Below are 24,113 nucleotides of genomic sequence, written 5' to 3'. Positions count from 1 at the left end.
CCTGTTTTCTGGCGCCAGAAGCGCGAATTGGCCCGAAACATGCACCGGAGTGCAGCTTCCGCCCCACTTCGAGCCTTCATGAACCGAATCCATGCGCTGACTGATCTTTCCGCCCGCGAGGCCGCCGGTCAGATGGCGCGCGGCGAACTGCGCGCCACCGACTACGCGCAGGCGCTGCTGGAACGCGCCGGCGCAATCGCACCCTTCGGCGCCCTGCTCCACCAGGACCCCGCGGCGCTTCGCGCAGCCGCCGCCGCGCTCGATGCAGCGCCGCGCCCCGTGCCGGGAACGCTGCCTCTATATGGCGTGCCGTTGGCCTTCAAGGACAACATCGACGTCGCCGGCATGCCGACCACGGCTGGCAGCCCGTGGATGGCGGACCACCGGCCGCGCATGCACGCCGGCGTGACGCAGCGGCTGATCGACGCAGGCGCGCTGGTGCTCGGCAAGACGAATCTGCATGAGTGGTCGCAGGGCGTTACCGGCAACAACCACGGCTTCGGGCCGTCGCGCAATCCGTTCGACGCTGCACGCGTCACGGGCGGCTCCAGCGGCGGCAACGCTGCGCTGCTGGGTCTGCGCGCCGCGCCGGTGGCTATCGGCACCGACACGGGCGGCTCGGTGCGCGTGCCGGCCGCGCTGTGCGGGCTGGTGGGCTTCAGGCCGACGGTGCACCGCTGGCCGGACGAAGGGCTGGTGCCGATATCGCCAACCTTCGACACCGCCGGCGTCATGGCGCGCTGCGTGGACGACTGCGTGCTGGTCGACCACGCGGTGGCCGGCGGGCCGCTGCAGATTGCCCCGACACCGCTCACAGGCGTGCGCCTTGGCGTGCCCGAGGCCTACTTCTGGGAAGAGGTCGATCCGCCCGTGGCCGAACTGGCCCGCGAGCGCCTCGAGCTGCTGCGCACAGCCGGCGCCGTGCTGGTGCCTTGCGACCTGGCCGAAGCCGGCGCACTGTTCCGGGAAGGATCGATGACGATCTCGCTGCACGAGATCCTGCCCGCGCTGGCCGCCTACTTCGCGCGGCACGACCGCCCCTTCGACGCGCGTGCGCTCACCGACGCGGTGGTCAGCCCCGACGTGCGCCCGCTGTTCGAGCGCCTCTTCGGCGCGACGGCCATCACGCCCGAGGCCTACGCCCACGCGCTGCACACCCTGCGCCCGCGCATGCAGGCGGCGTACCGAGATTGCTTCGCGCGGCACGACCTGGCCGCCCTCGTCTTCCCGACCAGCCCGTTGACCGCCGCGCGCATCGGAGAAGACGTGGAAGTAACGCTGTGCGGCCGCCCCACCTCTGCTTTTTCGGCCTACATCCGCAACACCGGCCCGGCCGGCATGGCGGGCTTGCCGGCGGTGAGCCTGCCGATGGGCCTCGCCTCCAACGGCCTGCCTGCCGGGCTGGAATTGACCGGCGCGCAAGGCACCGACACGGCGCTGCTGGCACTGGCGCTCGGCATCGAAGCCGCGCTGCCTGAAGCACCAATCGCCCCAAGCGTGCAGAAGTTGGCAAGCCACTGAACGCGGCGTCGCCAAAACACTACGCCCCTTCGCGTAACAGGCCTTCACGGCTTGGTGCGGGATCGGCGATGCTCAAGGCATGCCCGCAAATTCACGACCGCCCCAACGCCCCGGATGGCGCGCCGCCGCACTGATCTACACGATCACCGGCGCCGTCTGCATCCTGGCCTGCGCTGTCGTGCCCGACAGCGAGGCCGGCATGCTGGTCGCCATCGCGGGCGGGTTGCCGTGGTCGCTGAGCCTGCTGACGCTCGACCTCTCGCCCGGCGTCGCAAACACGGCGCTGATGATGCTGGCCGGCAGCTGGGCGATCAATGCCGCGCTGCTGTGGTGGCTGGCGCTGCGGCGGCCCGGGCACCATGGGCCGTCGCACCCGGCATAGCGCCACCCTCTGCGGCATCGGCATCCAGCCCCAGGTAGGCGCGCCGCAACTCCGGCCGCGCCATCAGTTCTTCCGGCCGGCCCAGCGCGACCATGCGCCCTTCTTCCAGCACCGCGGCGCGCTCGGCCACGTCGAGCGCCATGCCCACGTTCTGCTCCACCAGCAGCACCGCGATGCCGTCGGCATGGATGCGCCGGATGGCGGTGAACATGTCGAGCACGATGCTCGGCGCCAGGCCCAGCGAGGGCTCGTCGAGCAGCAGCAGCTTGGGGCGCGCCATGAGCGCGCGGCCGATGGCCACCATCTGCTGCTGGCCGCCCGATAGCGAACCGGCCGGCTGCTCCAGCTTTTCGGTCAGCGCCGGGAACAGCGTGCAGACGTGCTCCATCGAGCGAGCACGCTCCAGCCGCGCCGCGCGCAGGTAGCTGCCGAGCTCCAGGTTCTCGCGCACCGTCATCTCGGTGAACAGGCGCCGCCCCTCCGGCACCAGCGCGATGCCCTGGGCGCAGAAGCGATGCGGCGCCAGGCGCGAGATGTCCTGTCCCTCGAAGCGCATGCGCCCGGCGCTGATGCGGTGCAGCCCCGCCACCGCATTGATGAGTGTGCTCTTGCCCGCGCTGTTCGGCCCGACGATGCACAGCAGTTCGCCCTTGCCGATGGACAGCGACACATCCCACAGCGCGGTGGCCTGCCCGTAGGCAACGCGGATGGATTCGAGTTCAAGCATGGGCCAGCTCCCTTTCGACACCCGCCACGGACGACGCGGCAGTTGGCGCGGCGGGCGCCTCCGGCTCCATGGCCTGGCCCAGGTAGGCCGACACCACTTCGGGCCGCTGCATCACGTCATGCGGCGCGCCTTCGGCCAGCACCTCGCCGCGGTTGAAGACCACGATGCGGTCGCACAGCGCCATCACCGCGCGCATCACGTGCTCGACGAAGACGATGGTCGCGCCCTGGTCGCGGATGCGGCGGATGAGCGCCACGGCCTCGTCGATTTCCGATGGCGTGAGGCCCGACAGCACCTCGTCGAGCATCAGCACCTGCGGCCGCGAGGCCAGTGCGCGCGCGAACTCCAGGAACTTGCGCTGGTGCAGGTTCAGCTCCGCCGGCAAGGCGTGCGCGCGCTCGGTCAGGCCAGTGAAGGCCAGCCATTGCCAGGCTTCGGCCTCCGCCGTCCTGCGGTCAAGCGCGGCGGCGCCGAACATCGCCGGCAGCGCCACGTTCTCCAGCACCGTCAGGTGCGCGAAGGGACGCGGGATCTGGTACGTGCGCGCAATGCCGCCCTGCGCGATGCGGTGCGCCGGCACGCCCGAGATGCGTCGCCCCTCGAACTCGATGACCCCGGCGGTCACCGCATAGTGGCCGCTCGCGACGTTGATGAAGGTCGACTTGCCAGAGCCGTTGGGCCCGAGCAGGCCGAGGATCTCGCCGCGCCGCACTTCGAGGCTCACGCCGCGCAGCGCGTGCACGCCCTTGAAGGACTTGCGCACGCCCTCGGCACGCAGCAGCACTTCGCCGGTGATGGCAGCGGGCTTTTTCGCTTCATCAGCCACGGCCACATGGACCGGCGCGGACGAGGCCGCGGGCGCACCGCGCCGAGCGTTCCACCACTTCAGCGCCTGCCCCAGCAGGCCTTCGGGCATGAAGAGGATCACCACAATCAGCACCAGCCCCGTCATGCCCTTGCCGATGATTGCGCTGTCGCCGCCCGTGAAGGCATACAGCAGCAGCGTGATCGCCGTCGCGCCGACGATCGGCCCGGCCCAGTGGCGCGTGCCGCCGAGCACCGACATCAGCACCACCGTGAGCGGCATCGCGATGGTGAACGTATCGCCCGTGGTCACGTACGACACGAAGAGCGCATGCACGCCGCCCACCACGCCCGCCAGCCCGCACGAGAGCGCGAAGGCGCCGAGCTTGAAGCGGTACGTCGGCACGCCCATCACTTCGGCCACATCTTCGTCGTCATGAATGGCGAACAGCCCGGTGCCGAAGCGCGAGTGGTACACGGCCAGCGACGCCAGCACCGTCAGCACCGCCACGCCCAAGGCCAGCAGGTAGAAGGTGCCAGAAGCTGTCGGTCCGATCTGCGGCACCGCCACCGCGCTCATGTACACGCCGGGTCCGCCGTCGATGGGCGTGTTGAGGATGATGGTCGCCACCACGAAGGTGGCCGCCAGCGTGAGCAGCGAGAACAGCTCGGCGCGCACCGCCTGCACGCGGAAAGCCACGGCGCCCAGCAGCGTGCCGAACAGCGCGGCCACCACGGCGGCGGCCGGCAACGTCCAGAGAAACGGAATGTCGAAGCGCGTTGCCAGCGTAGCCGTGGTGTACATGCCGATGCCGAAGAACGCACCGTGCCCGAACGAGAAATACCCCGAGTAGCCCGACAGCAGGTTCCACGACGTGGCCAGCGCGACCCAGTGCAGCACCAGGTACAGGATCGATTCGTAGAACGCCGGCAGCCCGAGCCACGGCACCACAGCAAGCCCCGCGCCGGCCGCAAGAATCAGCAGGAACGAGCGCTTCATGCCACCCTCCCCGGCCGCACCAGCAGCACGAACATCAGCAGCGAGAACGACACCAGCGGCGCCCACGATGGCGCGGTCACTGTCATGGTCACGGCCTCGGTCACGCCGATGATGCAACCCGCGATCAGCGGCCCGAGCGGCCGCCCGAGCCCACCCAGCATCACGGCCGCGAACACCACGCCGATCCACGCATAGATCTGCGAGGGCGACAGCGTGTACGCCAGCGCAATGCACACGCCCGCCACGCCGGCCAGCGCCGCGTTGAGGCCCGAAAGCATCAGCGCCAGCGCGTTCTGGTTCACACCGAAGGCGGCGGCGATGGGTGCGTCTTCGGCAGCGGCGCGCATCGCCTTGCCCAGGTCGGTGCGGCGCAGCGCGAACCACACCGCAAGCGAGATGCCCACGCCCAGCGCCAGCGTGATGAGCTCGGGCACCGGCAGGTAGAGCGGGCCGATCTGCAGCTTGTGCTCCGCGTAGCTCGATTCGAGCTTGCGGTAGTCGGCCGTCCAGGTCCACTGCAAGAGCGCTTCGATGATCACGGTGATGCCGAAGGTGACGAGCAGCGAGTTGAAGGGGCTCACGCGAAAGCGCGTCAGCACCCAGTGCAATGCCACGCCCAGCACGAAGAACAGCGGCACGATCACCACCAGCGTGAGCAGCGGATCGACGCCATGGTGGCTCGACAGTTCGTACGTGAGGTAGGCGCCGAGAAAGGCGAGCGCGAAGTGCGCGAGGTTGATCTGCCGCAGCATCCCCCACGACAGGCTGAGGCCGAGCCCCAGCAGGCCGTAGAGCGCCCCGGTGAACAGGCCCGCCAGGATCGACTGGGCCAGCAGCGTGGCACTGGGGAAGCTCATCAGCTGGTCACCCCGCGCGTCTGCAGCTTCGTGCCGGGGGCGGCCCACTCCTTCGGCCACACCACCACCCACTTGCCGTTCTGCACCTGCTTCACCTTGCCCAGGTCGTCGCCGAAGTTGCCGCGCTCGTTGAAGCGCAGCTTGCCCTGGATGGTGTCGACCTTGTTGGCGCGCAGCCAGGTGGCCATGGCCTTGTCGTCGATGCCCTTGGTGGCGACCACGGCGGCCTCGATGATCTGCCAGGCCGAGAACGACGCGGCGGCCTGCGTCTCCACCGCCGTGTCGGGCATGCCGGCCTTCGCCGCGCGCTCGCGGTAGACCTTCACGAACTCGGCGGCCGTCGGGTTGTCGGTAAACGGCGGATGGTCTTCGAAGATGGTGGTGGCCAATGCGCCGTTGGCCTCGGGCGCCTTGAGCATCGGCGCGGGCGCGGGCACGTGATAGAAGTGATGCAGCGGCGCGTAGTCGATCTTCTTCATCGCATCGAGCAGCTGATTGCCCTCGAGGCCGATGGCGCCGTTCCAGATGAAGTCGGGGTTGGCCTCCTTCAGCCGGCCTGCGATGGGGCCGAAGTCGCGGTTGCCGAAGTCCCATTCGAGGAACAACACCTCCTTCAGGCCGCGCTGCTTCGCCACCTCGCGCGCGCCCAGCGCCACGAAGTGCACCGAGGGGAACTTGCTGGTGACGATGGCGATGGTCTTCGGCGGCTTGGGCGAGGTGGCCAGCGCATCCATGACCATGGCGGGCATCGTCTTCTCGGGGTCGGGGCCGAGCGACCACGCCGGAAACTGCTGGTCGTACTTGGCCAGGCTCGGAATGCCGAAGGTGTGGTGCACCAGCGTCTTGTTGTAGCGCTGGGCCACGCCCATGGCGGAAAGAATCGCGCCCGTGGCATACGGGCCGATGAGCAGGTCGACCTTGTCGGCCGTCACGAGCTGCTCGTACAGCGTGCGCGCGAGGTCGGGCTTGGACTGGTCGTCCTTCAGCACCCACTCCACCGGCCGGCCGAGCAGGCCGCCGCGCTGGTTGAGCGACTCCACGTAGATCTCGCCCGTGAGCTTGTGCACGAGCCCCGTGGCCGAGAGCGGCCCGGTGAGCGCCAGCGTGCCGCCCACGCGGATGGGCTTGCCCGAAGGCTGCTGTGCGGCGGCGGTGCCGCTGAACAGCGCGCCAGTGCCGAGGGCACCGAAAGCGCTGGCGGCCGCGACGAAGGAACGACGATCGATGCTCATTTTTTGTCTCCGTAATTGTTTTGGTCAGCGCGGCCTTGGTGCTGCTGCCGCTGCTCAGTCTCCGTCGACGACGGGGTTCGAAAGAAGGCCCACGCCTTCGATCTCCACTTCGCACACGTCGCCGGCCTTCATGAAGATCTGCGGCTTGCGCGCCAGGCCCACGCCCGAGGGCGTGCCGGCGATGATGATGTCGCCCGGCTGCAGCGCGAAGGGCTCGGAGCACACCGACACCAGCGTGGCGACGTCGAAGATCATGTCGCGCGTGTTCGCGTCCTGCAGCACGGTGCCGTTCAGGCGCGTCTGCAACTTCAGGCCCGTGGCCCCCGCAGGCAGCTCGTCGGCGGTGACGAACTCGGGGCCGAAGGAGCCCGAGCGGTCGAAGTTCTTGCCCATCATCCATTGCGCCGACTTGAACTGGTAGTCGCGGATGGAGCCGTCGTTGAACACCGAGTAGCCCGCCACGTGGCTCAGCGCATCGCCCTTCTTGATGTAGCGCCCGGCCTTGCCGATGACCACCAGCAACTCGCCCTCGTAGTCGAACTGCGTCGACACGTGCGGACGCACGATCGGCTGGTTGTGGCCGACCCAAGACGACGGAAAGCGATGGAACAGCACCGGGTAGGTCGGCGGGTCGAATTTGCTTTCAGCGGCGTGGTCGATGTAGTTGAGGCCCACGGCAATGGCCTTGGAGGGCGACTGCACCGGCGGCAGCCAGTCGATGCCTGCGAGCGGCAGGCGCGCGCGGGCCGCGTCGCCGGCCTTCTTCGCGGCGGCCATGGCTTCGGGGCCGGCGCGCAGCAGTTCATCGAGCGTGGCGGGCAGGCCTTCGGCGGTGAGGTCGACGACCTCCTGGCCGAGGCGCAAGCCGAGGGCCGGCTTGCCGTTATGGTTGAAGGCGAGGAGACGCATGGGATTCCTTTGTGATTCGGATGCAGAGAAGAAACGGTCTCAGGCCTTGGCGGCCTCGACCTCGAAATTGGTGACGAAGTCCTCGGGCACCTTCGGGCCCCAGGCGTAGAAGGAGTCTTCGGGCGGGTGGTCTGCGGCGCGCCAGTCGTAGTCGCCGGGCACGAAGTCCATGTCGCAGGAGTACTCCGAGTAGCTGCCCCACGGGTCGCGCACGTAGTGGAAGTAGTTCGAGCCCAGCACGTGGCGCCCCACGCCCCAGCCGCGCACGTGGCCCGCTGCATACATCTGCTCCATGCCCCGGCCGACTTCGTCGATGTTCGCGACGTCCCAGCTCAGGTGGTGCAGCCCCGGGCCGTTCGAATGCGCCATCGCAATCAGGTGGTGGTCGCTGCCGTGCACGCCGTGCATGAACACGATGAGATCGCCCGAGCGGTCGGTAACGCGCAAGCCCAGCGCGTCTTCGTAAAAGCGCAAAGCCTCTGGCACCTTGGCGCAGAACATCAGGATGTGCGAGAGCCGGCGCGGATGCACCTTCGGAATGCGCGCGCGGTTCGGCGAGGCGCCAGTGCCGACGGGCGGGCGCGGCGCGACGACGGGCTCGCTGCCCGCGTCTGGCGCGCTCTTCGCGGCCACGACGACCTGCACCGGAAAACCGTCCGGGTGCAGCACCCACAGGCCGCGGTCGTCGCCCAGCGGGTGCGGCGAGCAGCGCGGCACGCCCAGGCGCTCGATGCGCGCGGCGATGGCGTCGAAGTCTTCCGCGAAGCAGGCGAAACGCAGGTACTGCAGCTTCTTCACCCCGGGCGCCTGGTACAGCGAACCCCAGGCGTGCGGGTGGCCTGCGGTGTACAGGTCGAGCCGGTCGCCCTCACGTTTCGGCTCCAGCCCAAAGGCGTCGTAGAAGCGCGCGGCCTCGTCGAGATCGGGCACGGTGAAGACGAAGGCATCGAGCGAATGAACGCTGTGCAACGCCGCGCGCTCGGGGCTTTTGTGGGTGCGAAGCTGGATATCGGCCATGTCGTATGTCTCCAATCGGCTATCCATGTTGGAACAAATAATATATTCTTTCAACGTTAGTCTATTGTTTAGCCATCCATGGATCATTAGGGTTAACAAGTAACATCAGGCCGTTTTCCGCGGTGACGGGAGTGCAATGAACGAAAAAACGAAAGGCATGAGCCAGACACGACAGGTGTTCACCGAGCTGCGCACGGCCATCGTGGGCGGGCGGCTGCTGCCGGGCTCGAAGCTCAACATCGCCGCGCTGGCCGAAGAGCTGGACGTGAGCGCAGGCGCGGTGCGCGAAGGCCTCGCCATGCTGGAAGCCGAGGCGCTGGTGGTGTCGGAGCCGGCGCGCGGCTACCGCGTGAGCCCCATTTCGGCGACCGACCTCGAAGAGCTGGTGAAGGCACGCATCGAGATCGAAAAGCTGTGCCTCGCTGAAGCCATCCGCCACGGCGACCTCGCCTGGGAAGGCAGCGTGGTCTCGGCGCACCACCGCCTCTCGCGGCTGGCCGAGCGCGACGCGGCCATGCCCACGATGCTGAGCGCCGAATGGACGGCGAGCCACGCGGAGTTCCACAACGCGCTGGTGGCGGGCTGCCCGAACGGCTGGCTGCTGCGCATGCACCAGATGCTCTACCAGCAGAGCGAACGCTACCGGCAGCTGTCGGCGCCGCTGTCGAAGCAGGCGCGTGACGTGGGGGCCGAACACCAGGCGCTGCTCGATGCGGTGCTCAACCGCGACATCCAGGCGGCGCAGACGCTGATTGCCGAGCACCTGCAGACCACCGGCCGCCTGCTGATGACGGCGCTGAAGACGAACCCGCCGGCCGACAGATAGGAGGCAGGCATTTCGGTGCGATCATCTCGCCCCGATCTCCTCCACAAAGCGCCTCCACGAAGGCTTTTCCCCGATGCCCCAAGACCTGCTGCAAGTCAACGCGCCGCTGATCGGCGTTCCCGGCGGACGCCATCTTCTCGACACCCCCGCCCTGCTGATCGAGCTGCCCGCGATGACGCGCAACATCGAACGAATGGCCGCCTTTGCCAAGGCCCGCGGCGTCAACCTGCGCCCGCACGTGAAGACGCACAAGTCGGTCGAGATCGCACGGCGCCAGGTGGCGGCCGGCGCCGTCGGCGTGAGCTGCGTCACGCTGGGCGAGGCGGAGGTGATGGTCCAGGGCGGTATTCCGGGCGTGCTCATCACCTCGCCCGCAGTCACGCCGAGCAAGATCGCGCGGCTCATCAAGCTGGCGCAGCGCGCGCGCCCAGGCGACGTGATGGTGGTGGTCGACAACCCGCAGAACCTGGCCGATCTGGCGCGCGCCGCGAGCGAACTCACGCATCCGCTCGACGTGCTCGTGGACTACGGCGCGGGCTACAACCGCACCGGCGCCGCCACGCAGGCGAAGGTGCTCGAGCTGGCGGCGCTGGCAGCTGCCGAGCCACGCCTGCGACTGCGCGGACTGCAGTCGTATGCGGGCAACCTGCAGCACATCGTGTCGCGCGACAAGCGCAGCGCGGCGGCGGCCGGCCTGCGCGAAACCGTGGCGGGCATCGTCGCGGCGGCAAAGCGGCAGGGCCTGAACTTCGACATCGTGACGGGCGCGGGCACCGGCACGCACGACCTCGATTCGCAGGAGAACGCGTTCACCGAACTGCAGGCGGGCTCGTATGTGTTCATGGACGCCGAATACACGAGCGTGCTGGCCAGCGGCGAACAGCCCTCGCCCTTCGACGTCTCGCTGTTCGTGCAGACGGCGGTGGTCAGCACGAATGCGCCCGACTGGGTGACGGTGGACGGCGGCACCAAGTGCTTCTCGACCGACAGCGGCGTGCCGCTGGTGGCGAAAGGCGCCGACGCGTCGAGCCGCTACGCCTTCTTCGGCGACGAGCACGGCAAGCTGATGCTGCCCCCGGGCTCGCAGGCGCAGCGGCCGGCGCTGGGCGCTCGCGTGGAGTTCATCACCCCGCACTGCGACCCCACAGTCAATCTGCATGACGCATACCACGTGGTCGAAGGCGGCACGCTGGTCGCCATCTGGCCGGTGGACGCGCGCGGCCGGCGGTAAGGGATAGGAACGGGCGGCATAAGAAAACTCGAAAAGCGTATTTCACAAGGGCCCCGCCGCGGGGGACAGTCGGGCGCCTGTCTCTCTCTTCCGGGCGCCCTTCCAGGGACGCCCTGCCTCCATGGAATCCATCCAAGCAACGACGCGGCCCGCAACACATGCCCTGGGCGTGCAAGCGCCTTCCTCGCAGCAGCTCGCAGCCCGCTTCCGCCCCATCTTCCAGCGCACCGCCGAGCATGCGGCGCAGCGCGAGAACGAACGCGAGCTCGCCTACGAGCCCGTGGCCTGGCTCAACGCAGAGCGCTTCGGCGCGCTGCGTGTGCCGCTCGAACATGGCGGCCTGGGCGGCTCGGTCGAGCAGCTCTACGACCTGCTCATCGAACTTGGCGAGGCCGACTCCAACCTGCCGCAGATCCTGCGCGCGCACTTCGGCTTCATCGAGCGGCTTTTCGCGGAGATCGACCCCGCCCTGCACGGCCCATGGATGCGCCTCGCGGCCGAGGGTGTGATCTTCGGCAACGCCACCACCGAGCTTGGCGAAGGCCCGCTCGGGGCACTGCAGACCACGCTGAAGCGCGACGGCGACGCATGGCGGCTCGATGGCGACAAGTACTACAGCACCGGCACGCTGTACGCCGACTGGATCTCGGTTTCAGCCCAGCGCCTGAACGACGACGGCAGCAGCGATCGCGTGATTGCGCTCGTGCCGGCCGAAGCACAGGGCGTGGAGCGCGTGGACGACTGGCGCGGCTTCGGCCAGCGGCTGAGTGCATCGGGCACCACGCGCTTTCGCAACGTACGGGTGAAAGCCGAGAACGTGCTGCTGTACGTGCGCGACCAGCCCACGCCGCTGACCGCGCATTTCCAGCTCACGCACCTCGCCACGCTGGCCGGCATTGCCCGCGCCATCGTGCGCGACGCCGTGGCCTTCGTGCAGCCACGCAAGCGCGTCTACAGCCACGGCAGCGGCGACACGCCGCGCGAAGATCCGCTGGTGCAGCAGGTCATCGGCCAGCTTGCGAGCACGGCGTTCATCGCGACCTCGACCGTGCAGGCCGTGGCGCGCGGGCTGGGCGAAGTCGACCGCTTCCGCCAACGCGGCGAAGCCGTGCCCGAAAGCCTGCTGTTCGAGGTAGAGCTGAACACCGCCAAGGCACAGGCCGGCATCGTTGATGCGGTGCTGCAGGCGGGCACGCGGCTGTTCGACATCGGCGGCGCCTCGGCGCTGCAGGAAGACCGACGGCTAGACCGGCACTGGCGCAATGCGCGCACGCTGGCGTCGCACAACCCGACCATCTACAAGGGGCGCGTGGTGGGCGACCATCTGCTCAACGGGGCAAGGCCGACTTTCTATTGGGCGGTGGGAAGCAGCAGCGCTTAAAGTCGCGGGTCTTTCACCGGACCCGACTTCTTTCATGCGCCGATTGCTGCTCGCCCTTCTTCCCCTCGCCACCGTCATTGCCGGCTGCGCCACTCCCGTGACCGGCGTGGTGCGTCTCTACGACGGGATCCTTCGGGCGGCGAGTCCGCAGGAAGCGGAGGCCTACTGCCGCAAGGACGGAAACCCGATCCGCTTCCTGGAGCAGGCCGATGCGCCGAACACACCGGGCAACGGCGTGCTCTTCAGGTGCGACTGAAGGGAGTGCGTCAGACGCGCGGAAGCGCCGCCAGGAAGGTGGACACGACAATCGCGGCGGCGCGGTCGAGCTGCAGGATGTCTCCCACTTCGAAAGCGTGCGGCGCTGTGCGTCCACTCGAACCGAGTGGTTTGCGGATCTCGACAAGAACTTCGGCCGCCAGCTCGCGGTCACTGCGCGGCTGGCCGTCGGGGTGCATCACCCATTCATCGACTTGATCGAATGGAATGCTGCGAAAGACCCCCACGATGGGGATGTACTTGTAGCGATCCTCGCCCACCAGAATGGGCACGCTGAGGTTGCAAAAAAACGTGGTCGTCGACATGCAGGATCGCCGTCGCTAAGCAAAGCTTTCAATTGTTAATGAGTGCGCTGTCAGGAGCCATCCTCCGCGGAAGCCATCAGAGAGGAAGACGTGACCTTCTGCACACAAATTGCCTCCATTCCCGTTCATTCTCCCTTTAAAACAACTACTTAATTCTTACACAAAGACACTTAAAAAGCACTTTGCATTCTTTTCGGCTGTTTGGGCGCGAGATTGAAGGGCCCGCCCACAGGCAAACGCGGGCTCGACTGCACCCGTAGAAGATGGGGTGCGAGGGTGCGCGAAGTTCGGCCCCGGCGGGCTGGGGGATTACCCGGCTGCCCGGGCACAAATGATGAGTCGCACGGGCCCGGGAGCCCGGCGGATCAGGCCGGAGCGCTGAAACGCGGCGCGCGCCGCTCGATGTTGGCCTTCACGGCTTCGACCTGGTTCGGGCTGCCGATCAGGGCCTTCTGCTCTACCGACTCGGCCAGCAGCATCTCGGCTGCGCTGTGCGATGCCGACGCGTTGAGCAGCCGCTTGCCGGCGCGGATCGCGTCGGGGCTCTTGCCGGCGATCTCGTGTGCCATCTGCAGCGCCCCGGCCAGCGGATCGGCTATGACGCGGGTAGCGAAGCCGATGCGCAGGGCTTCCTCGCCCGAGAAGATGCGGCCCGTGAAGGTGAGTTCGCGCACCACGTCGCTGCGGGCGAGTTCGCGCATCAGCACCATGCCGGCCATGTCGGGCACCAGGCCCCACTTGATTTCCATCACCGAAAGCTTGGTGTCGGGCGCGACGATGCGGATGTCCGCACCCAGCGCTACCTGCAAGCCGCCGCCGAAGGCCACGCCATGCACGGCGGCAATGACCGGCACCGGCACCTCGCGCCAGACCATCGCCACCTGCTGCGCGGCGTTCGAGATACCGTGCGTGCGCACCAGCAGGTCGGCGCCGGCAGCGCCCTCGCCCAGCACTCCGGAGCCCGCGCCTTGCTTCTGCATGCGCTCGAAAGACGCCATGTCGAGCCCCGCGCAGAAAGCCTTGCCGCGGCCCGAGATCACCACGGCCCGCACCGCCTTGTCGTCGCGCAGCGCCTCGCCGGCTTCGATCAGCGCGTCGAACATCGCGGGGTCGAGCGCGTTCATCTTGTCGGCGCGTGCGAGCTGCAGTTCCACCACGCCGTCGGCGTGGCGGGTCCATTCGATGCGGTCGGTCATTCGATGTCTCCTGGGCGGTTGCCGCGCCAGTATCGCCGGGTGCGGCGCCCGGCGATGATCGTGGCTGTCGCCTACACAACAACACCCACTGCCATGCCCCTGGATCGTCGTCACTTTCTTCTGCAATCGGGCTCCGCCGCTGCCGTGGTGGCGCTCTTCGGCCAGGGTTGCGCCGTGCCTTCCTCGCCCACGGGCCGCGGCAACGTGCTGGGTTTCACGGGCGTGCCGGCCTCGTTGCGCGACGGCATCGTCGTGCCGCCCGAATACGAGTGGCAATTGCTCTATCCCTGGGGCACGCCCACCGGCGTCGCGGGCAGCATGCCGGCCTTCGCGCCCGATGCCGGCAACAGCGCCGACGACCAGGCCGTGCAGGCCGGCATGCATCACGACGGCATGCACTTCTTCGCGCTCGACGCAAGCGGCGACCGCGGCCTGCTCGTGATGAACCACGAATACACCGACGAGCAACTGCTGCACACCGACGGCGTCAAGGCGTGGACTGCCGAGAAGGTGCGCAAGTCGCTGCACGCCATGGGTGTCTCGGTGATCGAGATCCGGTGCACCGGCCAGGGGTGGCAGCAGGTGCGGCCCTCGCCCTTTGCGCGTCGCGTGCACGGCAACACGCCGATGCGCATCACCGGCCCCGCCGCGGGCACGCCGCTGATGCGCACTGCCGCCAACCCGGCGGGCGACGCAGTGTTCGGCACCTTTGCCAACTGCGCAATGGGCGTCACGCCCTGGGGCACCTACCTCACCTGCGAGGAAAACTTCCATGGCTATTTCGGCGGCCCGAAGGAAGCGGCTCAGGGCGCAACGGCGGCGCAGCGCCGCTACGGCACGGTGGCCGGCTCGCAGTGGGTCGAGTACTGGCGCTTCGACGAGCGCTTCGACCTGAGCCGGCATCCGAACGAGCCGCACCGCTTCGGCTGGGTGGTCGAAATCGACCCCTTCGATCCGACCGCCGCGCCCATCAAGCGCACCGCACTCGGCCGCAAGCGGCAAGAGAGCGCCACCTGCACCGTCGCCCGGGACGGCCGGCTGGTGGTCTACATGGGCGACGACTCGCGCTTCGAATACATCTACAAGTTCATCAGCCGCGAGAAGGTGCGTCCCGGCACCGATGCCGCCGCTCGTGCCGCCAACAGCCACCTGCTGGACGACGGCACCCTCCACGTGGCGCGCTACGACGCCGGCGGCCGCGGCCGATGGCTCGAGCTCGTGCACGGTCGCGATGGCCTCGACACGGCGCACGGCTTCGCCGACCAGGCCGAGGTGCTGATCCATGCGCGGCTGGCGGGAGACGTCGTGGGCGGCACGAAGATGGACCGCCCCGAGTGGATTGCCATCCACCCGCAAAGCGGCGAGGTCTACGTCACCCTCACCAACAACAGCCAGCGCGGCGACGCCGGCAAGCCCGCCCCCGACGCGGCCAACCCGCGTGCCAACAACCTCTTCGGCGGCATCCTGCGCTGGCGAGAGGACGGCGGCGACGCCGCCAGCACCGGCTTCGCCTGGGACCACTTCGCGCTCGCCGGCGATCCGGCACAGCCCGGCAGCGGCGCACGCTATCCGTCGGGCGATGCCGACATGTTCGGTGCTCCCGACGGCCTGCACTTCGACCGGGGTGGCCTGCTCTGGATCCAGACCGACCTGAGCGGCCAGGTGCTCGGCAAGCCGCCCTACACCTCGCTGGGCAACAACCAGATGCTGTGCGCCGACCCGGCTTCGGGCCGCATCAAGCGCTTTCTTACCGGGCCCAACGGCTGCGAGATCACGGGCTGCGTGGTCACGCCCGACCGGCACACGCTGTTCGTCAACATCCAGCATCCGGGCGAGGCGCGCGACGACGGCGACACCAGGCACAACAGCGCCTGGCCCGATGGCACCGAGCCGGGCAGCGCGCGGCCGCGCTCGGCAACGCTGGCAATACGCCGGCGCGACGGCGGTATCGTCGGCACCTGAGACATCGGCTCAAAGCCCAAGGGAAAAGGAAGAACACCATGAGCATCCGCATCGTCCGCCTGGGCACCCCGCGTGCGCCCGGCGAAGGCCTGCGCGTCGGCACCGTGCGCCGCCCGCCGCGCGGCGTTCCGAAGACCGAGTTCGCCTCGCAGGACTGGTACGACGTGTGGTACCCGAACCTCGCGCCCTCCGTCGAGACGATGAAGCAGGCGCAGGAGGCCCAGAAAGCCGACTCGCCCGCGCAATGGAACGCCTTCGTGCGCAAGTTCAGGGCCGAGATGGCCGAGTCCGACGCGAGCCGCAGCCTCGACCTGCTGGCCGCGCTGTCGCACGGCACGGCCCTGTCGGTGGGCTGCTACTGCGAGGACGAAGCGCACTGCCACCGCTCCGTGCTGCGCAGCCTCCTGGCCGAGCGCGGCGCGGACATTGCGGACTGAGCAAGGGCAAGGGCAAGGCGAACCTCGCATGAACATCGACAGGAAAGACCGGCAGATCCTCGAAGCGCTGCAGGCCGACGCGCGCCAGAGCCTGGCCGCGCTGGGCAAGCGCATCGGCCTCTCGCAGCCGGCCATGAGCGAGCGTGTGCGCAAGCTCGAAGAGGCCGGCGTGATCGAGGGCTACGGCGCGCGCGTCAACCTGCGCGCGCTGGGCGTGGGCCTGCAGGCCATCATCCGCATCGACACCACGCACGCGGGCATCGCCAAGTACCTGAAGCTGTTCGACGCCATGCCCGAGGTGCTGAGCGCCGACCGCGTGACCGGCGAAAGCTGCTTCATCGTGCGCTGCGCGATCGCCGAGCCGGCCGACCTGGAGCGCGTGGTGGACGCGCTGGCGGTCGACGGCTCGGTGACGACATCGCTGGTGCTGTCGAGCCCGGTGAACAAGCACGTCACCGTGCAGGCGGCCAGGACGCCAAGGAAGTAGTCAGCGCTGCGCCTTGTCCTTCTGGTTCTGCGCCTCGATGCGTTCGCGCGCGGCCAGCCAGTCGGCATCGCTCCACTGGCGCAGTTCGTAGAAGTTGCCGCCGGTGGCCAGCGCATTGCCGCCGTCCATCATGATGCTCTGGCCCGTGAGCCAGTCGCACTGCCCCGGCGCCATCAGGAAGGACGCGAGGTTCTGCAGCTCGCTCATGCGGCCGGTGCGCGCCATCGGGTTGCTCTGCTTGCTGCGCGCGCCGGGCTCCTCGCCAGGGTTCAGGCGCTTGCTCATGCCCTCGGTCGGAATCTCGCCGGGGCCTACGGCATTCAGGCGAATGCCGTGGCGCGCCCACTCCACCGCGAGCGACTTGGTCATCACCTCGATGCCGGCCTTGCTCATGGCCGAGGGCACGACGTAGGGGCTGCCGTTGTCGACCCAGGTGACGATGATGCTCATCACGCTGCGGAAGGCATCGCCCTGCTTCCACTGGCCCGACTTGGCCTGGGCCACCCAGCGCTTGCCCACGGCCTGCGTCACGTAGAAGCTGCCGTGGAACACGATGTTGGCGATGGCGTCGAAGGCGCGCGGCGAGAGGTTTTCGGTCGGAGAGACGAAGTTGCCCGCCGCGTTGTTGACGAGCCCCGTGAGGCCGCCGCTCTGGAACAGGCTCTCGACCATCTCGTCGACCTGCTGCGCGATGCGGATGTCCACGCCGAAGGTGTCGATGCGCCGGCCCGGGAACTGCTGCCGCCATTCGGCCGCGGTTTCTTCGCAGACCGACTGGCGCCGGCCGCAGATGGCCACGTCGGCGCCAAGGCTCAGGAAGCGCTCGGCCATTGCGCGGCCGAGGCCCGTGCCGCCGCCGGTCACGAGGATGCGCTGGCCGTTCATCAGGGAAGCTTCGAACATGCTTTGTCTCCTTGGTCGTTGCGGCAGCGGCAAGGACAAGCGCTGCCATGGCGCATGCTACGCGCGCCGCCTCGATGGCGGCTTGCGGAATCTGGCTTCCCACTCCGCACGGGTGAGAATGGCTGCTGGCCTGTTTTCCGGATCGACGCCCCATGTCCAGCCCCACCCAAGACTCCTTCCAGCCGCTAGAAGGCGTGCGCGTGCTGAGCCTTGCGCTCAACCTGCCTGGGCCGGCCGCGTTGCTGCGCTGCCGCGGAATGGGCGCCACCTGCCTGAAGCTCGAGCCGCCGGGCGGCGACCCGATGGCGCTCTACAACAAGCCCGCGTATGCCGCACTGCACGAAGGCATCGCCATCGAAACAGCCGACCTGAAAACGGACGCGGGCCAGCAGCAACTGCACGCCGAACTCGCGAAGACGGACGTGCTGCTCACCTCGTTCCGCCCTTCCGCGCTGCGCAAGCTCGGCCTCGATTGGCCTGCGCTGCAGGCGCGCCATCCGTCGCTGTCGCAAGTGGCCATCGTCGGCGCGCCGGGCGAACGCGCCGAGGAGCCGGGCCATGACCTGACCTATCTCGCCGAAAGCGGACTGGTCACCGGCACCGAACTGCCGCCAACGCTCTACGCCGACATGGGCGGCGCACTGCTCGCAAGCGAAGCGGTGTTGAAGGCCATGCTGCTGCAGTCGCGCAAGGCGGGCGGCGTATACCTCGAAGTAGCGCTGAACGCCTCGGCCGACTGGCTCGCCCTGCCCCGCACCTGGGGGCTGACGCAGCCCTCGGGCACGGTCGGCGGCGCGCATGCCGGCTACCGCGTCTACCCCTGCGCCGATGGCCGCGTGGCCGTTGCCGCGCTGGAGCCGCATTTCGCCAGCCGGCTCTGCGAGGCGGCGCAGATCGACTCGCGCGACATGCTGGCGCCTGCCACGCACGAAGCGCTGGCCGCATGGCTGGCGACGTGCACGCGCGCCGAACTCGAAGCCATGAGTCGCGAGCGCGACGTGCCGCTGCTCACGCTGGCCAGCTGATTCATCAGCGACTGGCGCCGTCGCGCTGCCGGTCTTCGCGCTTGAGCGCGAGGTAAGTGTCGAGATCGACTTCGTGCAGCTGGCGCGGGTACTGCTCGGCCGCCGCGAACCAGCGACGCTGACGACGGTCGGCCTGCTCCGGCCCCGGCGCCGAGAGGTAGGCATCCAGCGTCAGGAAGTAGCGCATCGCATTGCGCTCCACCAGCCCGCGCAGGCCGCGGATGTAGTCGAGCTGGCCTTCCGGCGTCTTGCCCAGCACGGTAAAGCCCACCTTGTCGCTGCCGAAGGTCGCCAGGTAGGCCATGGTGCCCAGCCGCACCATGGTGTTGTGGTCATAGCTGTAGCTGAAGTGCAGGAAGCTCTTGCGCTCGTCGAGCGCCACGGCCTCCAGCGTGACGCGATAGTTGCTGGTGCCCAGCGGCCCGCTCTCGGCCGACAACTCGACCATCAGGTGCTCGGGCGTGGCACTGGCGACCCGGTAGACGAACGGCAACTCGAAGGCCTGGTCGATGGGCTTGTCATAGCGCCGCACCACGTAGAGCGTCAGCATCTCGCGCCCCTGCGGGCCGCTGGCCGTGCTGCAGCGCCGGTTGTTGATGTGCAGGGTCAGCACCTCGCACCAGTGGGCCGACCCCTTCAGCGCGGTGCTGATTTCCGCGAGCGGATGCTCGACCACGGCGTAGACGTCGCCCTGCAGGCCATCCGCCGTCTCCATGGAATCGAGCTGCACGGGCCGCCCGAAGCTGCTCTTGTCGAGCTTGTCGCTCAAGCGCTGGTGGGTGGCGCGCAGCGCCTGGGCGGAAGAATTCTCCGGTGCGGCGGCAAGCGCCTGTTGCGCCGAGGCTGCAAGCAGTAGCAGCAGCGCTCCCGTCAGGGTGCGCATCGTCCATGAAGCCGACGGGTAGTACGAACTGCTCATGGACCACACCATACAGCGGACCGCCCCACCCTCGCCTTCAGTCGGACTGCGTGGGCTTGCTGCGCCGCACCAACAGCGGCATTGCGCCCGCCATGGCCGATCGACACGGGATGTACCTTAGGCTTCCACTCTTTTTCGAGGAACCAAAGATGCCACTCGTCCGGATCGATCTTTCCAATGGCAGCCCCGAGACCCTGGGTCCGGCCATCGGGGATCTCATTTATCAGGCCATGCGGGACACCATCAACGTGCCGGAAGACGACAAGTTCCAGGTCATCACGCGGCACGAGGCACGCGAGCTGGTCCATCCGGCAAGCTACCTCGGTGTTGTCTACTCGCCGGGCTTCGTGCTGATCCAGATCACGCTGAATCACGGAAGAACGACGGAGATGAAGAAAGCCTTCTACAAGCGCGTGGCCGACGACCTGCACGCCCGGCAGGGCATCCGGCGCGAGGATGTCTTCATCAACCTCGTCGAGGTGGCGAAGGAGAACTGGTCGTTCGGAAATGGCGAGATGCAGTACGCATAGCGGCGAGAATCCCGCCGATGAAACGCCAGGGCACGCTAGTTCGATGGGAGAAAGATCGGGGCTTCGGCTTCATCCGCTGCCCCGAAATCTCCGCCGATGTGTTCGTGCACCTGCGCGACTTCACCGACCGGGGCACCGCGCCGCAGGTCGGCATGAGGGTGAACTTCGAGGAGATCCATGTGGGCGGCAAGGGGCCGCGTGCGATGTCGGTGCAGGTAGCCGGTGCGGTGCGGCAGCCGCAATCACAACCGCAGCGGAGGTCCGCGCCGCCTCGCCGGCAACCTGATCGCTCGGTGCGTTCCTCGACCTCTTCTTCGTCCCCTTTGCCGATGGTTCTTCTGCTCGTGGCGTACGGCGCGCTGCTCGGCTATGGCGTTTGGACCACACGCCTTCCGCCAATCGCGCTTGGCGTATTGGCGCTGCTCAGCCTGCTGACTTTCTTCATCTACGGCTTCGACAAGAACGCAGCCGAAACAGGCCGCTGGCGCACCGCGGAGAACACGCTGCACCTGCTCTCGCTGATCGGGGGTTGGCCGGGCGCCTGGGTCGCGCAGCGGTTGTTCCGCCACAAGGTGCGCAAGGCGAGCTTCATGGCGGGCTACTGGGCCACGGTGCTGGCACACATGGCGGCCGTGGGCGCCTGGGTCGGCAAGCTGCTGCCAGCGGGACTGCTGGCGTTCTGAAGCTCAGCGCGGCTTGCGGATGCTGCCGCGCACCGGGCCGGCAGCCTTGCGCGGCGCCGCGGCCGAACCGTTGTCGCGTGGCGGCAGGCCGGTGTGCTGCGTAAGGATGCGGCCCTTCGAGGGCTTCACCGGCGCCAGCTTGACCGGTGCGGACTTGTTGACCGCCGGTGCGACGGTCGAGTTCTTGCGACGCGCGCTCGTGTAGCCGCCGTCGGTCAGCGGCTGCCACGTCGGGATGAGGTGGTGCTTGCCGTTGCCGATCAGGTCGGCGCGGCCCATGCTCTTGAGCGCCTCGCGCAGCAGCGGCCAGTTGTTGGCGTCGTGGTAGCGCAGGAAGGCCTTGTGCAGGCGGCGGCGCTTGTCGCCGCGCACGATGTCCACCGTCTCGCTCTCGCGCGTGATCTTGCGCAGCGGGTTCTTGTTGGTGTGGTACATCGTCGTGGCCGTGGCCATCGGGCTCGGGTAGAACGTTTGCACCTGGTCGGCGCGAAAGCCGTTCTTCTTGAGCCAGATCGCGAGGTTCATCATGTCCTCGTCGCTGGTGCCCGGATGCGCGGCAATGAAGTACGGAATCAGGTACTGCTTCTTGCCCGCCTCGGCCGAGTACTTCTCGAACATCTGCTTGAACTTGTCATAGCTGCCGATGCCGGGCTTCATCATCTTCGTGAGCGGGCCTTGCTCGGTGTGCTCGGGCGCGATCTTCAGGTAGCCGCCAACGTGGTGCTGCACCAGCTCCTTCACGTACTCGGGCGACTGCACGGCCAGGTCGTAGCGCAGGCCCGAGCCGATGAGAATTTTCTTGATGCCCTTCAATGCACGCGCCCGACGGTAGATCTTGATCAGCGGGTCGTGATTGGTGTTGAGGTTCGGGCAGATGCCCGGGTACACGCAGCTGGGCTTGCGGCAGGCCGATTCGATCTCGGGCGACTTGCAGCCGATGCGGTACATGTTGGCCGTGGGGCCGCCGAGGTCGGAGATGGTGCCGGTGAAGCCCTTCACCGAATCGCGGATGGCCTCGACCTCCTTGATGATCGAATCTTCCGAGCGGCTCTGGATGATGCGGCCCTCATGCTCGGTGATCGAGCAGAAGGTGCAGCCGCCGAAACAGCCGCGCATGATGTTCACGCTGAAGCGGATCATTTCCCACGCGGGGATCTTGGTCGCGCCGTCGTGGCTGCCGTTCTCGTCGGCGTAGCGCGGATGCGGGCTGCGTGCGTACGGCAGATCGAACACGTGGTCCATCTCGGCCGTGGTGAGCGGAATGGGCGGCGGGTTGATCCACACGTCACGCGCCGTGGCGCCCTCGCCGTGCGCCTGCACCAGCGCGCGGGCGTTGCCCGGGTTGGTTTCGAGATGCAGCACGCGGTTGGCGTGCGCGTAGAGCACCGGGTCGCTGCGCACCTGCTCGTAGGCCGGCAGGCGGATCACCGAACGGTCGCGCGGAGGAACGGCAATCTTGCCGCGGGGCTGCAGCGCCGGGTTGGGCACGAAGTTCAGCGGCTTGATGGCTGGGTTGACCACCGAGCCGGCGGCCGACCCAGCGGCTTCGGCCGCCTTGGCAACGGCGTCAGCCTCGTCTTCCTTCGCGCAGGTGGCGCCGTTGGCCTTGGCCTGGTCGGACACCATCAGGTAGGGGTTGACGTGCGCCTCGACGCGGCCGGGTTCGTCCACGCTGGTGGAGTTGATCTCGAACCAGCCCTCGGGCGTTTCGCGCCGCACATAGGCGGTGCCGCGCACGTCGGTGATCTGCTGCACCGGCTCCTTGGCGGCCAGGCGGTGCGCGATCTCGACGATGGCGCGCTCGGCGTTGCCGTACAGCAGCAGGTCGCACTTCGAGTCGACGACGATGGAGCGGCGCACCTTGTCCGACCAGTAGTCGTAGTGGGCGATGCGGCGCAGGCTGCCTTCGATGCCGCCGAGGATGATCGGCACGTCGTTCCAGGCTTCCTTGCAGCGCTGCGAATACACGATGGCCGCGCGGTCGGGGCGCGAGCCGCCGACGTCGCCGGGGGTGTAGGCGTCGTCGCTGCGGATCTTCCGGTCGGCCGTGTAGCGGTTGATCATCGAATCCATGTTGCCGGCAGTCACGCCGAAGAACAGGTTCGGTTTGCCCAGCGCTTTGAAGGGTTCGGCGCTCTGCCAGTCGGGCTGCGCGATGATGCCGACGCGGAAACCTTGCGCCTCCAGCATGCGGCCGATGACCGACATGCCGAAGCTGGGGTGGTCGACGTAGGCGTCGCCCGTGACCACGATGATGTCGCAGCTGTCCCAGCCGAGCGCTTCCATTTCCTTGCGCGAAGTCGGCAGGAACTTGGCCGTACCGAAACGGGCCGCCCAGTACTTGCGGTAGCTGGTCAGCGGCTTGGCGGCGCGCGCGAAAAAGGAGACGTCGACGGGGGCGTTCATCGGAGGGAGTAGACAGCGCCGTGGGAGCGCCGTTGTGGGCAACCCTCGATTTTAGGGTTTTCCATCATGTCTGTCGCGGCAAACATCCTGTGACCGGGCCTCTTCGAAGCCTCAATTGATTGCCAAAGTCAACCTTCTGAATGACAATGGCAACCATGTCAGCCACTTTACCCAACATCGACCCCGCCGCCGTCAAGGCGATCCGTCAATTCAACCGCTTCTACACCCGCCGCATCGGCGCCCTCGACCCCTACCTCGGCAGCGCCATGTCGTTGACCGACGTGCGCGTGCTGTACGAGCTGGCGCACCGCGAGGTGGCGGTCGCGAGCGAAATCGGGCGTGACCTCGGGCTCGACGCGGGCTACATGAGCCGCATCCTGCGCCGCTTCGAAAACGAAGGCTGGCTCACGCGCGAGCCGCATCCGCGCGATGCGCGCCAGAGCGTCCTGCGCCTGACCGAGGCCGGCCACGCCGCATTCGCGCCGCTGCAACAGAAATCGCGTGAAGAAGCCACCGCCCTGCTCGCCTCGCTCGCGCCGCCACAGCGCCAGCAGCTGGTGCAGGCCATGGGCACGGTGCAGTCGCTGCTCGACCCCGAAGCCGCCCCGGCCAAGACCCAGGCGGCCATCCTGCGCGACCCGGCACCCGGCGACATCGGCTGGGTGGTGCAGCAGCATGGCGAGATCTATGCGCGCGAGTACGGCTGGAACAGCACCTTCGAAGCGCTGGTGGCCGGCATCGCGGGTGAATTCCTGCTCAAGTTCCAGCCCGAGTGGGAGCGCTGCTGGATTGCCGAGCTCAACGGCGAGCGGGTGGGCGCGATCTTCGTGGTGCGCAAGTCGGCCGCGGTGGCGCAGCTGCGCCTGCTGATCCTCGCGCCCGCCGCGCGCGGGCTCGGCCTGGGCGGCAAGCTGGTGGACGAATGCATCGCCTTCGCGCGCCTCAAGGGCTACAAGAAGATGGTGCTGTGGACCAACAGCTGCCTGGTGGCCGCACGCGGCATCTACGCCAAGCGCGGCTTCCAGCTCACCAAGTCGGAGCCGCACGAGGGCTACGGCTCGCCACAGGTCGGTGAAACCTGGGAGTTGAAGCTGTAG

General features: G+C 68.0%; 24 protein-coding genes. 13 read left to right on the top strand and 11 right to left on the bottom strand.

The features are described 5' to 3' along the window. The first annotated feature begins 78 nt into the window (after positions 1 to 78). Together ACZYSP_RS16895 and ACZYSP_RS16890 are read left to right on the top strand one after the other, a co-directional pair. Entirely contained in the window at positions 79 to 1,521 is a 1,443-nt protein-coding gene (locus ACZYSP_RS16895; protein ID WP_177192812.1) for an amidase family protein, read from the top strand. A gap of 79 nt (positions 1,522 to 1,600) precedes the next feature. Further along, positions 1,601 to 1,903 carry a hypothetical protein gene (locus ACZYSP_RS16890; protein ID WP_093052060.1) on the top strand — a complete coding sequence of 101 codons (303 nt, stop codon included), beginning with the start codon at positions 1,601 to 1,603 and terminating at the stop codon, positions 1,901 to 1,903. Here the strand turns inward: ACZYSP_RS16890 and ACZYSP_RS16885 are convergent. The 6 genes from ACZYSP_RS16885 to ACZYSP_RS16860 are packed head-to-tail and all read right to left on the bottom strand — an operon-like array spanning position 1,833 to position 8,449. Continuing rightward, complete coding sequence (locus ACZYSP_RS16885; protein WP_093078144.1) at positions 1,833 to 2,630, bottom strand: ABC transporter ATP-binding protein; 798 nt, start codon at positions 2,628 to 2,630, stop codon at positions 1,833 to 1,835. The two genes, ACZYSP_RS16890 and ACZYSP_RS16885, sit on opposite strands and share 71 nt — an antisense overlap. Further along, positions 2,623 to 4,434: a branched-chain amino acid ABC transporter ATP-binding protein/permease gene (locus tag ACZYSP_RS16880; protein ID WP_093078143.1), complete on the bottom strand. Its 1,812-nt coding sequence runs from the start codon at positions 4,432 to 4,434 to the stop codon at positions 2,623 to 2,625. Before ACZYSP_RS16880 ends, ACZYSP_RS16885 begins: the two co-directional genes overlap by 8 nt. Then, positions 4,431 to 5,291, bottom strand: a complete 861-nt coding sequence (locus ACZYSP_RS16875) for a branched-chain amino acid ABC transporter permease (protein ID WP_176928731.1) — start codon at positions 5,289 to 5,291, stop codon at positions 4,431 to 4,433. Before ACZYSP_RS16875 ends, ACZYSP_RS16880 begins: the two co-directional genes overlap by 4 nt. Continuing rightward, entirely contained in the window at positions 5,291 to 6,523 is a 1,233-nt protein-coding gene (locus tag ACZYSP_RS16870) for an amino acid ABC transporter substrate-binding protein (RefSeq protein WP_093078141.1), read from the bottom strand. The genes ACZYSP_RS16875 and ACZYSP_RS16870 overlap by 1 nt, the downstream gene beginning before the upstream one ends. 54 nt (positions 6,524 to 6,577) lie before the next feature. After that, the gene (locus tag ACZYSP_RS16865; RefSeq protein WP_093078140.1) at positions 6,578 to 7,432 is read right to left on the bottom strand and encodes a fumarylacetoacetate hydrolase family protein; all 855 of its coding nucleotides are present in this window, start codon (positions 7,430 to 7,432) and stop codon (positions 6,578 to 6,580) included. A 39-nt stretch (positions 7,433 to 7,471) separates the two neighbouring features. Then, a complete protein-coding gene (locus tag ACZYSP_RS16860) occupies positions 7,472 to 8,449 on the bottom strand; it encodes a VOC family protein (protein WP_093078288.1) in 978 nt (325 codons plus the stop codon). A gap of 157 nt (positions 8,450 to 8,606) precedes the next feature. Between ACZYSP_RS16860 and ACZYSP_RS16855 the strand changes: the two genes are divergently transcribed. The 4 genes from ACZYSP_RS16855 (at position 8,607) to ACZYSP_RS16840 (ending at position 12,143) form a co-directional block, all read left to right on the top strand. Continuing rightward, positions 8,607 to 9,275: a GntR family transcriptional regulator gene (locus ACZYSP_RS16855; protein ID WP_177192811.1), complete on the top strand. Its 669-nt coding sequence runs from the start codon at positions 8,607 to 8,609 to the stop codon at positions 9,273 to 9,275. A 73-nt stretch (positions 9,276 to 9,348) separates the two neighbouring features. Next, on the top strand, positions 9,349 to 10,506 hold the full coding sequence (locus tag ACZYSP_RS16850; protein WP_093078137.1) for a DSD1 family PLP-dependent enzyme: 1,158 nt from the start codon (positions 9,349 to 9,351) through the stop codon (positions 10,504 to 10,506). Between the two features lie 121 nt (positions 10,507 to 10,627). Next, positions 10,628 to 11,887 carry an acyl-CoA dehydrogenase family protein gene (locus ACZYSP_RS16845; protein WP_093078135.1) on the top strand — a complete coding sequence of 420 codons (1,260 nt, stop codon included), beginning with the start codon at positions 10,628 to 10,630 and terminating at the stop codon, positions 11,885 to 11,887. Positions 11,888 to 11,921: 34 nt separating this feature from the next. Beyond that, complete coding sequence (locus ACZYSP_RS16840) at positions 11,922 to 12,143, top strand: hypothetical protein (RefSeq protein ID WP_093052083.1); 222 nt, start codon at positions 11,922 to 11,924, stop codon at positions 12,141 to 12,143. A 10-nt stretch (positions 12,144 to 12,153) separates the two neighbouring features. On the opposite strand, the gene ACZYSP_RS16835 is transcribed toward ACZYSP_RS16840, so the two are convergent. Continuing rightward, complete coding sequence (locus ACZYSP_RS16835; protein WP_093052086.1) at positions 12,154 to 12,468, bottom strand: hypothetical protein; 315 nt, start codon at positions 12,466 to 12,468, stop codon at positions 12,154 to 12,156. 365 nt (positions 12,469 to 12,833) lie between these two features. Continuing rightward, on the bottom strand, positions 12,834 to 13,664 hold the full coding sequence (locus ACZYSP_RS16830) for a crotonase/enoyl-CoA hydratase family protein (RefSeq protein ID WP_093078134.1): 831 nt from the start codon (positions 13,662 to 13,664) through the stop codon (positions 12,834 to 12,836). 93 nt (positions 13,665 to 13,757) lie between these two features. Here ACZYSP_RS16830 and ACZYSP_RS16825 point away from each other — a divergent pair, with 93 nt between their 5' ends. Genes ACZYSP_RS16825 through ACZYSP_RS16815 form a run of 3 tightly spaced genes read left to right on the top strand, consistent with a single transcriptional unit; the run spans position 13,758 to position 16,550 of the window. Then, positions 13,758 to 15,626 (top strand): PhoX family protein, encoded by a 1,869-nt coding sequence (locus ACZYSP_RS16825; RefSeq protein ID WP_093078132.1) that lies wholly within the window; start codon positions 13,758 to 13,760, stop codon positions 15,624 to 15,626. A gap of 38 nt (positions 15,627 to 15,664) precedes the next feature. Then, positions 15,665 to 16,063 (top strand): DUF488 domain-containing protein, encoded by a 399-nt coding sequence (locus tag ACZYSP_RS16820; protein ID WP_093078131.1) that lies wholly within the window; start codon positions 15,665 to 15,667, stop codon positions 16,061 to 16,063. Positions 16,064 to 16,091: 28 nt separating this feature from the next. Next, a complete protein-coding gene (locus tag ACZYSP_RS16815) occupies positions 16,092 to 16,550 on the top strand; it encodes an Lrp/AsnC family transcriptional regulator (RefSeq protein WP_093078129.1) in 459 nt (152 codons plus the stop codon). On the opposite strand, the gene ACZYSP_RS16810 is transcribed toward ACZYSP_RS16815, so the two are convergent. Next, positions 16,551 to 17,453, bottom strand: a complete 903-nt coding sequence (locus ACZYSP_RS16810) for an SDR family oxidoreductase (protein ID WP_093052098.1) — start codon at positions 17,451 to 17,453, stop codon at positions 16,551 to 16,553. Between the two features lie 152 nt (positions 17,454 to 17,605). Between ACZYSP_RS16810 and ACZYSP_RS16805 the strand changes: the two genes are divergently transcribed. Continuing rightward, complete coding sequence (locus ACZYSP_RS16805) at positions 17,606 to 18,478, top strand: CoA transferase (RefSeq protein WP_093078128.1); 873 nt, start codon at positions 17,606 to 17,608, stop codon at positions 18,476 to 18,478. A gap of 4 nt (positions 18,479 to 18,482) precedes the next feature. On the opposite strand, the gene ACZYSP_RS16800 is transcribed toward ACZYSP_RS16805, so the two are convergent. Beyond that, positions 18,483 to 19,397 carry a hypothetical protein gene (locus ACZYSP_RS16800; protein WP_093078287.1) on the bottom strand — a complete coding sequence of 305 codons (915 nt, stop codon included), beginning with the start codon at positions 19,395 to 19,397 and terminating at the stop codon, positions 18,483 to 18,485. A 149-nt stretch (positions 19,398 to 19,546) separates the two neighbouring features. Here ACZYSP_RS16800 and ACZYSP_RS16795 point away from each other — a divergent pair, with 149 nt between their 5' ends. Both ACZYSP_RS16795 and ACZYSP_RS16790 read left to right on the top strand, forming a co-directional pair. Then, the gene (locus tag ACZYSP_RS16795) at positions 19,547 to 19,927 is read left to right on the top strand and encodes a tautomerase family protein (protein ID WP_093078126.1); all 381 of its coding nucleotides are present in this window, start codon (positions 19,547 to 19,549) and stop codon (positions 19,925 to 19,927) included. A 17-nt stretch (positions 19,928 to 19,944) separates the two neighbouring features. Continuing rightward, a complete protein-coding gene (locus tag ACZYSP_RS16790; protein WP_489015422.1) occupies positions 19,945 to 20,610 on the top strand; it encodes a DUF1294 domain-containing protein in 666 nt (221 codons plus the stop codon). A gap of 3 nt (positions 20,611 to 20,613) precedes the next feature. On the opposite strand, the gene ACZYSP_RS16785 is transcribed toward ACZYSP_RS16790, so the two are convergent. Next, positions 20,614 to 23,016, bottom strand: coding sequence for a YgiQ family radical SAM protein (locus tag ACZYSP_RS16785; protein ID WP_093078123.1), 2,403 nt, complete (start codon positions 23,014 to 23,016; stop codon positions 20,614 to 20,616). 140 nt (positions 23,017 to 23,156) lie between these two features. Here ACZYSP_RS16785 and ACZYSP_RS16780 point away from each other — a divergent pair, with 140 nt between their 5' ends. Then, a complete protein-coding gene (locus ACZYSP_RS16780) occupies positions 23,157 to 24,113 on the top strand; it encodes a bifunctional helix-turn-helix transcriptional regulator/GNAT family N-acetyltransferase (RefSeq protein ID WP_093078122.1) in 957 nt (318 codons plus the stop codon).

It is taken from the genome of Variovorax sp. F042, assembly GCF_057814215.1.
Note: the sequence above shows the minus strand (reverse complement) of the source record. Positions and strands in the feature narration are given on the sequence as shown.